This is a genomic window from Agreia sp., assembly GCF_964263775.1.
GTDB lineage: Bacteria > Actinomycetota > Actinomycetes > Actinomycetales > Microbacteriaceae > Agreia.
The window spans coordinates 1-10,378 of the sequence record NZ_CAXVWM010000082.1; the positions used below are offsets into that span (position 1 = coordinate 1).

Here is a 10,378-nt window from a genome sequence, read left to right on the forward strand (position 1 = left end):
CGCCCGCTTCTACGCCACCCACAGGGCAGACCTTCCATCCGTCTTCCGCAGCGTGCAGATCGCGCCGGTGTGGCGAGCGGAGCGCCCGCAGAAGGGTCGTTACCGCCAGTTCATGCAGTGCGACATCGACATCATCGGCGATGCCACGGCGCTCGCCGAGGTCGAACTGATCTCGGCCACGCTGTCGACCCTCGACGCCCTCGGCCTGCAGGGAAGCACGGTTCGCATCAACGACCGGCGCCTGCTCATCGGCATGCTCGAACTATTCGGCTTTCCCGCAGATCACCACGATTTCGTTCTCATCGTGATCGACAAGATCGACAAGATCGGCACCGCCGGAGTCATCGACGAGTTGCGTTCCCAGGCCCCTCAGCTGACCCGCGCGACGGATGCGCTCGAGGCGTTCTTCCTGCGCCGTCAAGACCGCATGATGCGTCCGTTCGGACCTGACGCGATCGCGCACGCGCTTCCCGAGGGCGTCGACGTCGCCGTTATCGCCGAGCTCGCTTCGATCGGCGATGCGCTGGATGCCGGCCGCATCCGCTTCGACCCGTTTCTGGTGCGGGGCATGGGCTACTACACGGGCACCATCTTCGAGATCGCCCACCCCGACGTCGCGTTCTCGCTCGGGGGCGGCGGGCGTTACGACGGCATGATCGGCCGTTTCCTGGGCACCGACGTTCCCGCCGTCGGCTTCTCCATCGGGTTCGAACGCATCGTCGACCTCATCGACCTGCCCGGGGAGGAGACGGCCGACTCGGTCGCTCTACTGCACGATGCCACGGCGTCTGCGGTGCTGTTGCAGTCTGTGAAAACAGAGCTGATCGCATCCGGATCGCGGGTGCGAATCGAGCGCAAGGCCAAGAATGCCAAGCTGCAGCTCGAGCGGCTCGCCGAGGCGGGGTTCACTCGCGTGGCGACCGTGCAGCCCGATGCCGTGGGTGTCGACGACCTGAAATTCCGCGCACTGGGGAGTAGCACATCTATATAGCTTGGCTATGTACTTCGGCCATAGCCGGGCTATACACTTAATCACGTGAACAGCGAACTCAGCACCATCCTCGGCGACCTCGTGTCGGTCACCCACCGTCTCACCCGCCTCGCCTCGCAGGCAACCGGCGATTCAACGTCGCCTGCCACGTGGCGCACGCTCAGCGTGCTCACCTCTTTCGGGCCCATGCGACTGGGCGAGCTCGCCAAGCACAGTCGCGTCAGCCAGCCCACCATGACCAAGATCGTCGCCAACCTCAACGAAGTCGAGTGGATCAAGCGCATCGCCGACAGCACCGACGCGCGTGCGTGGCAGATCGCCATCGCCCCGAAGGGTCAGCGGGCGCTGGCCGACTGGCGTGACCGCCTGGGCTCTGCGCTCGAGCCGCTCTTCGATGAGCTCGACCCCGATGACGTCGCCGTGCTGCAGCGCACAGTCGACCTGCTCGAATGCAGCATCGCGGTGCGGGGCGAGGTCGTCGCTGCCTGATTCGCGCGACATCCCTCGGATGCGAGAGACAGGTAATCTGGTGGCTGTGACCGAACAGACGAGTGCCGAGCAGGAGCTCTTGCTCGGCATCGAGGCGGGCATCTCCCAGCTCTTCCGCTCCGGCAGGTCGGCGTTGCGCAGCTATGCGAACGCCTTCTACCCCGAGCTGCAGCCCACCGGCTTCACCATCCTGCGCATGATCTTCACATGCTCTCCGGCCCAGGCGGGCACGATCATCCAACAGACCGGCCTCGACAAGAGCGCCGTGAGCCGACAGATCACGGTGTTGCGCGACCTCGGGCTCGTCGACACCCAGCCCGACCCGCTCGACGGCCGCTCGAGCTTACTGGTGCCCACGGCCCTTGCTGAAGAACGCATGGAGATTATGAGGCAACGGGTCAAAAACGATTACCGCCACCGGCTCGGCGAGTGGAGCGCCGACGAGCTCGCAACGTTCTCGGCGCTGCTCGACCGGTTCAACGCGAGTGACCCACGCGCCTGAACTCAGCCACGCGCATCCGGCGGTTCGTTAGACTTGCGACCGGACAGCGTAAGGCGCTCTCCGAAAATCACCTTGCTCTGATAGAGGAGAAAAACCAGTGGCATTGATCGAAGCCGTAAACGCCCGCGAGATTCTTGATTCCCGGGGAAACCCGACCGTCGAGGTCGAGGTACTGCTCGAAGACGGCATCGTCTCGCGCGCGGCCGTTCCCTCCGGCGCCTCCACCGGCGCATTCGAGGCGTACGAGTTGCGCGACGGAGACAAGGGCCGGTACCTCGGCAAGGGCGTGCAGAAGGCCGTCGCCGCGGTCGTCGACGAGCTCGGCCCCGCCATCGAAGGCCTCGACGCCACAGATCAGCGACTCATCGACGCCGAGCTCATCAAGGTCGACGGCACCGAGAACAAGAAGAGGGTCGGCGCCAACGCCATCCTCGGTGTCTCGCTTGCGGTCGCCAAGGCCGCCGCAGACTCGGCCGATCTGCCCCTCTTCCGTTACGTCGGCGGCCCTAACGCCCACACCCTGCCCGTTCCGCTGCTCAACATCATCAACGGCGGATCGCACGCCGACAACGACATCGACGTGCAGGAGTTCATGATCGTGCCCCTGGGCGCGAAGTCGTTCTCCGAGGCGTTGCGCTGGGGCGTCGAGACCTACCACTCCCTCAAATCTCTGCTTCACTCCAAGGGCCTGTCCACCGGCCTCGGCGACGAGGGCGGCTTCGCGCCCAACCTGTCGAGCAACCGTGAGGCGCTCGACCTCATCGCCCAGGCGATCCAGGATGCGGGCTTCACCCTCGGCGGCGACATCGCGCTCGCCACCGACGTCGCGGCCAGCGAGTTCTACGCAGACGGTTCCTACAACTTCGAGGGCAAGCAGCTTTCGGCTCTCGAACTCACGGCGTACTTCGTCGATCTCGCCGCGAACTACCCGCTCGTATCGATCGAAGACCCGCTGCAAGAAGACGACTGGGAGGGTTACCAGCACCTCACGGCAGAACTCGGGTCGAAGACGCAGATCGTCGGTGACGACCTGTTCGTGACCAACCCCGTGCGCCTGCAGAAGGGCCTCGACCTCGGTGTCGGCAATTCGATCCTCGTGAAGGTCAACCAGATCGGCACGCTCACCGAGACGCTCGACGCCGTGAGCCTGGCCCAGCGCCACGGCTACACCGCGATCCTGTCGCACCGCTCGGGCGAGACCGAAGATACGACCATCGCCGACCTCGCAGTCGCGACGGATGCCGGTCAGATCAAGACCGGAGCGCCCGCCCGCAGCGAGCGCGTCGCCAAATACAATCAGCTTCTGAGAATCGAAGAAGAGCTGGGCGACGCCGCGTTCTACGCCGGCCGCACGGCCTTCCCGCGCTTCAAGGGCTGAGACTCCACTCGAACGAAAGGCGCGCGATGCGCAAGCCGACACTGGGCGTCTCCACGGGGACAGCTTCGTCGGACGCACCCGCGCCGAAGAATGCGCGCACCCCGAGGGGTGCGCGCATTGCGCGTTCCCGCGGCACTCCGTCGCAGAAGTACAGCTTTCGGGTTTCGGGTCTCACCTTCGTGATCCTCGGCGTTCTCGTGGTGTTCGTCGTCGTTCTCGCCCCGGGGCTGCGTCTCTACATCGAGCAGCGGCAGCAGCTCGCCGCCCTGCAGCAGGCCGTCATCGACAAGCAGACGCAGAACTCCCGGCTCGACTCCGAGGTTGCGAGGTGGAGCGATCCCGCCTACATCAAGGCGCAGGCCAGAGACCGCCTCTATTTCGTGATGCCCGGAGAGACCAGCTTTCTGGTGATCGATGACCAGGCCCCCGCTGCGCCGGTCGAGAACGCGCCCGTCAGCACAGGTATCCAGAACACCCGGGTCGACTGGCTCGGCGCGATCTTCTCGTCGGGCGTCCAGGCCGGTCTCAGCACCCAGACTCCCGAAGAACTGCAGAAATCCGGAACCATCCAGTGACGACACCACCCTTCGACCCGCCCACAGAGAAAGACGTCGCAACTGTTTCGGCCCAGCTCGGTCGCCCGGCGCGCAACGTCATCGGCATCGCGGCACGCTGCGTCTGCGGCGCACCGACCGTCGTGGCGACCAAGCCCCGCCTCGAAGACGGAACCCCGTTTCCGACGCTGTACTACCTGAGCCATCCCGCCGCCACCGCTGCGATGTCCGCGCTCGAGGCGACGCAGGTCATGGCCGAGTTCCAAGACCTGCTTTCGCACGACGATGCGCTGCGGGCGCAGTACCAGGCCGCGCACACGTCATACATCTCAGACCGCGAGGGCATCGAGGTGGTATTCGAGCTCGCGGGCGTCTCCGCCGGCGGGATGCCCGTGCGCGTCAAATGCCTGCATGCCCTCGCGGGGCACGCGCTCGCCGCCGGTCCCGGAGTGAACCCCATCGGCGATCGTGCGCTGGAGCGCGGTCGCTGGTCGCCGCTCGTGTGCGAGTGCCTCGACTACGAGGCGAACGCGTGAGTGGGCGCCGCCGCACGCCGCGCCTCCGGGTCGTGGCAGTCTCGGCGGCGCTCGCCACAGGCATCCTCGTCGTCGCGCCGGTCGGAGCGATGCCCACGGCGCACGCCGACGCGGTGCGCAGCGCCGAGTACTGGCTCGCCGACTACGGCGTGCAGGCGGCGTGGAACACCACCCGCGGCGCGGGCGTCACCGTCGCCGTGATCGACACCGGCGTCGACGGTTCAGTGGCCGACCTGGCCGGTGTCGTCATCGGCGGAACCGACGTGTCGGGAGTCGGCTCGGCTGACGGCCAGACTCCCGTCGGCGACGATGACGAGCACGGAACGATGGTCGCGTCGCTCATCGCGGGCCGCGGAACCGGGGCGAACAACGGCGTCATCGGCGTTGCGCCCGAGGCCTCCCTCCTCTCGGTGAGCGTCGCTCTCGGCGCCGGCGTCGTGGGAACAGACGACCAGATCGCTCACGCGGTTCGCTGGGCTGTCGACAACGGCGCCGACGTCATCAACATGTCGCTCACCCGCAACAGCCTCGACTGGCCCACGAGCTGGGACGACGCCTTTCTCTATGCGGCCGATCACGACGTCGTCGTCGTCGCCGCGGCGGGCAACCGAGGCAGCGGCACGACGGAGGTCGGTGCGCCCGCCACCATTCCCGGGGTGCTGACCGTGGCCGGCGTCGACCGCGACGGAGCCGCGAGCTTCGACGCGTCGAGCCAGGGCATCACGATCGCCGTCGCGGCGCCCAGCGAGCAGCTGGTCGGGGTCGTTCCCGGCGGCGGCTATGTGACCTGGGCTGGAACTTCCGGGGCGACACCGATCGTGTCGGGCCTCGTCGCGTTGGTTCGAGCGGCGCATCCCGATCTCGATGTGGCCGGGGTGATCAATCGCATCGTCAGCACGGCCACCCCCACCGGCCAACCCGTGCCCGGGCCGATCTACGGCTACGGACTCATCAACGCCGAAGCCGCTGTCACGGCCGACGTTCCCGCGGCCTCCGCGAATCCGATGGGTTCGCTCGCCGACTGGGTCGCGACCTACAGGCCGTCACCGGATGCGTCGGGTGTCGGCCCGAAGGCCGTGACGGCCCCCGGGGTCGACGAGCCGGTCACGACCGCCCAGCCGTCGGCATCCTGGTGGCCGAGCGTTGCTAAACTGACGACGAACGGAATTCCCATCGCAGTGATATCCGTGTTCCTGGTGCTTTTCGCGATGATCATCACGGCAGCTGTGGTGCATGTTCGGCGCGTGCGGCGCAGGGAGTAGATTACTTACAACACCTTCCCCCTAGGAGAGCTTTCACTGTGCCCAGAATCTTGATCGTCGGCGGCGGCTACGCCGGTTTCTACACCGCATGGAAACTCGAGAAGTGGCTCCGGCCCGGCGAAGCAGAGGTCACCGTCGTCGACCCGCTTCCCTACATGACCTACCAGCCGTTCCTACCCGAGGTGGCCGCCGGCTCCATCGAGCCCCGCCACGCGATCGTGCCCCTGCGTCGTCACCTCAAGAAGACCGAGATCGTGGCCGCGAAAGCCACCGCAATCGACCACGCGTCGAAGACCGCGACCATTACGCCCAACATCGGCGAGCCGTACGAGTTCGCCTACGACCAGATCGTCGTCACGGCCGGCTCCGTGTCGCGCACGTTCCCCATCCCGGGTGTCGCCGACGAGGCCATCGGCCTGAAGACCATCGAAGAGGCAGTCGCGATCCGCGACCGCATCCTCACCAACCTCGACAAGGCCGCCGGTCTTCCTGCCGGGCCCGAGCGCGACCGACTGCTGACCGTCGTGGTCGTCGGTGGCGGGTTCTCGGGCATCGAGATCTTCGCCGAGCTGCGCTCGTTCGTCAGCGGGCTGCTCAAGGAATACCCCGAGATCAAGTTCGAAGACACGCATTTTCACCTGATCGAGGCGATGGGTCGAATCATGCCCGAGGTCTCGCTGCCCACCAGTCTCTGGGTCATCAAGAACCTGGCCGAGCGCGGCGCCGAGATCCACCTCGACACGCAGCTCAAGTCGGCCGTCGGGGGAGTCGTCGAACTCTCTACCGGCGACAGCTTCGAGTCGGACACGATCATCTGGACCGCCGGCGTCATGGCGAGCCCGATGCTGAAAGGAACCGACCTTCCCATCGAAGAGCGCGGTCGCCTGCAGGTGCGTCCTGACCTCCGAGTCGGAACTGCAGACGAGATCGTGGCCGACGCCTGGGGCGCCGGCGACGTGTCGGCCGTGCCCGACCTCTCGGGTGGTGGCGTCGGAGGTTTCTGCGTGCCGAATGCCCAGCACGCCGTTCGCCAGGGCCGCCTGATGGCCAAGAACATCGTCGCCAACCTGCGCGGCGAGGCGCTCATCGAGTACAACCACAAGAACGCCGGAGCCGTCGCCGGCCTCGGTCTCGGCGTCGGTGCGTTCCAGTCGGGCAAGATCGCCGTCAAGGGCCTTCCCGCCTGGTTCATGCACCGCGGCTACCACGGTCTCGCGATGCCCACGTGGGAGCGCAAACTCCGCGTCATCGGCAACTGGGTGCTGAACCTCGTTCTCAGCCGCGACATCGCATCGCTCGAGGCCCGGGTCACCCCGCGCGCCGCGTTCGAGACGTTCGCGTCGCGCCCCCGCCCCGCAGCCGACGCTGCTGCACCGGCTCCCGCGGCGGCAGCCGCGACGGCTCCCGCCACGTCGGCAATCGCATCCGCGACGACCGAGGCCGCGCCTGTCGCCAAGAAGGCGGCGGTCAAGCGGGCGCCCGCCAAGAAGGCTGCGGAAAAGAGCCTGCCCTCGCCCGAGGATGCTCCCATCGTGGTCGGCGGCGGCGACCCGGTCGACAGCGCGCGATAGCAGTTCGCTTGCGAAACGCCCGTTCCCTGGTGGGGCGCGGGCGTTTCGTCGTCAGCGGCCCCGGCCTCGTGGTGATGCGGCGACACGCGCTGCTCGGCTTCGGTAGTCTCGATGATGCCGGGCCCCCATAGCCCAATCGGCAGAGGCAGACGACTTAAAATCGTTTCAGTCAGGGTTCGAGTCCCTGTGGGGGTACCAATTCGACCCCTTGCGTCCCAGCATCGGCGCGGAAGTTGGCGGTTTTCGATCTTCTCACGAAGCGGTTTTGCCCACAATTTGACGTTATTTACGTCACTGAGAACGGGTGAGGACAGTGTTCAGCCCGGCCGCATCCATCATTGAGATGGTGCCGAAGCGTGGCTGAGCCTGGCTCGTGAGCAGAGGCATCCGGCGCGTCTTACAAACCGTAGGTCTCTCGGTCTAAGACGGCTCCGACGATGAGACGACTATTTTCGACAGGCCGGATTATTTTAGATAGGCCGGATGTGGAACCTGCTGGCCATACGTGTCGACGCTGGAGGAGTGGTCGGTGTCTCGCTTAGCTGTAGTTTGCGAGACACACTTCCTCATACTGAACTGGCGGGCACCGCCCAGCAACTATGGCGTAAGCGCGTCCGTGCCCCTGCGAAGCATCGAAAGGCTGCTACATCACACCCAGATATCTGACGCTCTACGTGCTGGCAAGATTGTCCTAGTTCCACAACGTGAGCTTGTCGGGATTCACCATCATGCGGACCTCTCGAACCAGGCCAGCGACTACCTCGAGAGTTACGACTCCGACGATCCGGCCGTCGTCCCACAGCGCGAATCCAAGTCCGTCCGGAGTTTCTTGCTCAAGCACCGTGAAGCGAGCGTTTTTGCCAAGGGTGCCGAACAGGAAGCGCGCCACCTTATCCATGCCGAAGATCGGATTGCGTGCTGCCGTAACTATGCCGCCACCATCGGACCGCAGCTCGACCTTTGGATCGAGCACGGATATGAGCGCATCGAAATCTCCGGTGCGCGCAGCCGCTGCAAAGGCCCGCACGACCTGTTCATGCTCAGCCTGGGTCGCACGCTTCGTCCGGTTCTGCCGGACTCGACGACGTGCGGAGGTCGCGAGCTGACGACAAGCGGCTGGGCTTCGACCAACGACGACAGAGATGTCGTCGAAGGAAACCGCGAACACGTCGTGGAGCACGAAGGCAACACGCTCGGCCGGGGTCATCGCCTCGAGAACGAGAAGTAACGCGGTGCTAACCGATTCGTCGAGCGTGACTCGATCGAGCGGGTCGACTGATGCGTCCGTCGGTGATGGGAAAGTGTACGCGGGAACGGGTTCGGGTAGCCAAGGTCCAACGTAGCGCTCGTGCCGCCACCGTGCTGAAGCGAGTATGTTGAGGCAAACCCTGCTGACAGCTCGTGTGAACCATGCGCGCGGAACATCGACCGCGTCGCGTTCTTCCTGACTCATTCGATACCAGCGAATATAAGTATCCTGAACGGCGTCCTCGGCCTCCGCGATAGTGCCGAGCATCCGGAACGCCAGAGACACCAAATGGCGCCTCTCGCTGCGGAGTTCTGCGTGCGTCGCCTCACCATCGTTGGGCATCATTTGAGGCCTCCTTTACTACTTAGACCAGCTAGGCACGACAAATGTGAGGTAACACCTCACAATCATTCCTTTGACACGGTCATGATGAGCATGAACCTAAATTCGTATTCAACGCGCATCCTCCCGTATTTGTCGATCACACACGGCGCTGCCGTCGCGGCTCGGTGAGGGTGGCGGTGGCTGGGGCGACCGGCACTCTTGGACGATGTGTCATCAATGCTCTTCACAACGCTGGGCACTCGTCCGTTCCTCTGAGCCGCAATCTTGGCGTCGATTTACTGGGTGACCACAAACTCCGCAACCGTCTGCGAGGTGCGACAGCGGTCATTGACGCGTCTGAGATTCGAAGCATGTCGACTAAGGTGTCGGTGGAACATTTCAGCACGGTCACGCGGAATCTGCTCGTCGCAGGACGAGCCGCCGGGGTTACTCACCACGTTGGCGTCTCAATCATCGGTGCGGGTTTCGTGAACTCGAACTACTACGCGGGCAAGGCGGCGCAGGAGCGGATCCTTCGCGGGCAGCGAGACGGATGGTCGCTTCTTCGGACCACTCAGTTCCACGAATTCGCACAGCAGATCGCTCCGCAGCGGGGGCTGGGTCTGATCACTTTCGCACCGAAGATGCGCACACGGCCGATAGCCGCCGCCGAAGTTGCGGAGGAACTCGTCGTCATCGCGGAACGGGGGCCTTCAAAGACCGTGCGCGACCTGGCTGGACCATACGAAGAAAGGCTGTCCGATATGGTGCAGCGATACGTGGCACTCATGGACCAGCGTGGGCCCGTGATCGAGGTGGCTCTTCCGGGCCGGTTGGGTCGCGGAATGCGGGATGGGTCACTTCTCCCCGTGACCGGCACACGTTCTGGCAGCCAGACCTACTCCGAATGGCTCGAGCTGAATGCCGTCCTCTGACCTATTTGCTTCTGACGCTGCACTCGAGGTTTCGTTGGCGTCGCAACCGTCTTAAGGACTCCCATGCACATATTCCCTTGCCGGCGGCTCCGGCGTTATTGGCAGCAGGCTGATACCCGCACTTATCAAAGCGGGACACTCGGTTGTCGCGACGACCCGTTGGGCCGATAACCTCGACTACCTCCGAATGCTCGGTGCCACAGGGGTTGTAGTTGACGTCTACAACGCTCCCCACCTAGCGGCGGTTCTCAACGCCGCGAAACCCGACCTCATCCTGCAGCAGCTGACCGATTTAAGCGATTTCGACACTGATGCGAACGCGCGACTTTTGAGGGCAGGAACCGCGAACCTCATTGCCGCAGCCGAGAGTGTCGGTGTCGGTCGCGTCATCGTTCAAAGCGACGCATCTGCCTATGCGGCGGGCGAAGGCCTAGCACGAGAGGACGACCCGATCGAGGCTGGATCAGCCGTCGCCGACATGGAGAATCTCCTAGGCCACGTTTCCCGCGCTTGTGTGCTCCGATATGGCGTCCTGTACGGGCCAGGAACGTGGTTTGCGCCCGGCGGTCGGACGGCTAACGCTGTTT

The 10,378-nt window shown here is 64.8% G+C and carries 11 protein-coding genes and 1 tRNA gene; 11 read left to right on the top strand and 1 reads right to left on the bottom strand.

Translation table 11 applies throughout. The features are described from left to right. The 9 genes from ACE5CZ_RS06750 to ACE5CZ_RS06790 all read left to right on the top strand — a co-directional run. Positions 1–991: ATP phosphoribosyltransferase regulatory subunit (locus ACE5CZ_RS06750; protein ID WP_374946566.1), on the top strand; the 991-nt coding region annotated here is incomplete at its 5' end. Between the two features lie 45 nt (positions 992–1,036). Then, a complete protein-coding gene (locus tag ACE5CZ_RS06755) occupies positions 1,037–1,480 on the top strand; it encodes a MarR family winged helix-turn-helix transcriptional regulator (protein ID WP_374946567.1) in 444 nt (147 codons plus the stop codon). Positions 1,481–1,526: 46 nt separating this feature from the next. After that, the gene (locus ACE5CZ_RS06760; protein ID WP_374946568.1) at positions 1,527–1,982 is read left to right on the top strand and encodes a MarR family winged helix-turn-helix transcriptional regulator; all 456 of its coding nucleotides are present in this window, start codon (positions 1,527–1,529) and stop codon (positions 1,980–1,982) included. Between the two features lie 97 nt (positions 1,983–2,079). Beyond that, positions 2,080–3,360, top strand: a complete 1,281-nt coding sequence (gene eno / locus ACE5CZ_RS06765; protein ID WP_374946569.1) for a phosphopyruvate hydratase — start codon at positions 2,080–2,082, stop codon at positions 3,358–3,360. 26 nt (positions 3,361–3,386) lie between these two features. After that, positions 3,387–3,935, top strand: a complete 549-nt coding sequence (locus ACE5CZ_RS06770) for a septum formation initiator family protein (protein ID WP_374946570.1) — start codon at positions 3,387–3,389, stop codon at positions 3,933–3,935. Next, on the top strand, positions 3,932–4,450 hold the full coding sequence (locus ACE5CZ_RS06775) for a DUF501 domain-containing protein (RefSeq protein ID WP_374946571.1): 519 nt from the start codon (positions 3,932–3,934) through the stop codon (positions 4,448–4,450). The genes ACE5CZ_RS06770 and ACE5CZ_RS06775 overlap by 4 nt, the downstream gene beginning before the upstream one ends. Further along, positions 4,447–5,712: a S8 family serine peptidase gene (locus ACE5CZ_RS06780; protein ID WP_374946572.1), complete on the top strand. Its 1,266-nt coding sequence runs from the start codon at positions 4,447–4,449 to the stop codon at positions 5,710–5,712. Before ACE5CZ_RS06775 ends, ACE5CZ_RS06780 begins: the two co-directional genes overlap by 4 nt. Positions 5,713–5,750: 38 nt before the next feature. Next, positions 5,751–7,283, top strand: coding sequence for an NAD(P)/FAD-dependent oxidoreductase (locus tag ACE5CZ_RS06785; protein ID WP_374946573.1), 1,533 nt, complete (start codon positions 5,751–5,753; stop codon positions 7,281–7,283). Between the two features lie 121 nt (positions 7,284–7,404). Continuing rightward, positions 7,405–7,481: transfer RNA gene (locus ACE5CZ_RS06790), tRNA-Leu, on the top strand. Between the two features lie 493 nt (positions 7,482–7,974). Here the strand turns inward: ACE5CZ_RS06790 and sigJ are convergent. After that, on the bottom strand, positions 7,975–8,877 hold the full coding sequence (gene sigJ, locus ACE5CZ_RS06795) for an RNA polymerase sigma factor SigJ (protein WP_374946574.1): 903 nt from the start codon (positions 8,875–8,877) through the stop codon (positions 7,975–7,977). 176 nt (positions 8,878–9,053) lie between these two features. Here sigJ and ACE5CZ_RS06800 point away from each other — a divergent pair, with 176 nt between their 5' ends. After that, the gene (locus tag ACE5CZ_RS06800) at positions 9,054–9,791 is read left to right on the top strand and encodes an SDR family oxidoreductase (RefSeq protein ID WP_374946575.1); all 738 of its coding nucleotides are present in this window, start codon (positions 9,054–9,056) and stop codon (positions 9,789–9,791) included. Positions 9,792–9,915: 124 nt separating this feature from the next. After that, positions 9,916–10,378, top strand: a 463-nt coding sequence (locus ACE5CZ_RS06805) for an NAD-dependent epimerase/dehydratase family protein (protein WP_374946576.1), incomplete at its 3' end; no start/stop codon positions are given.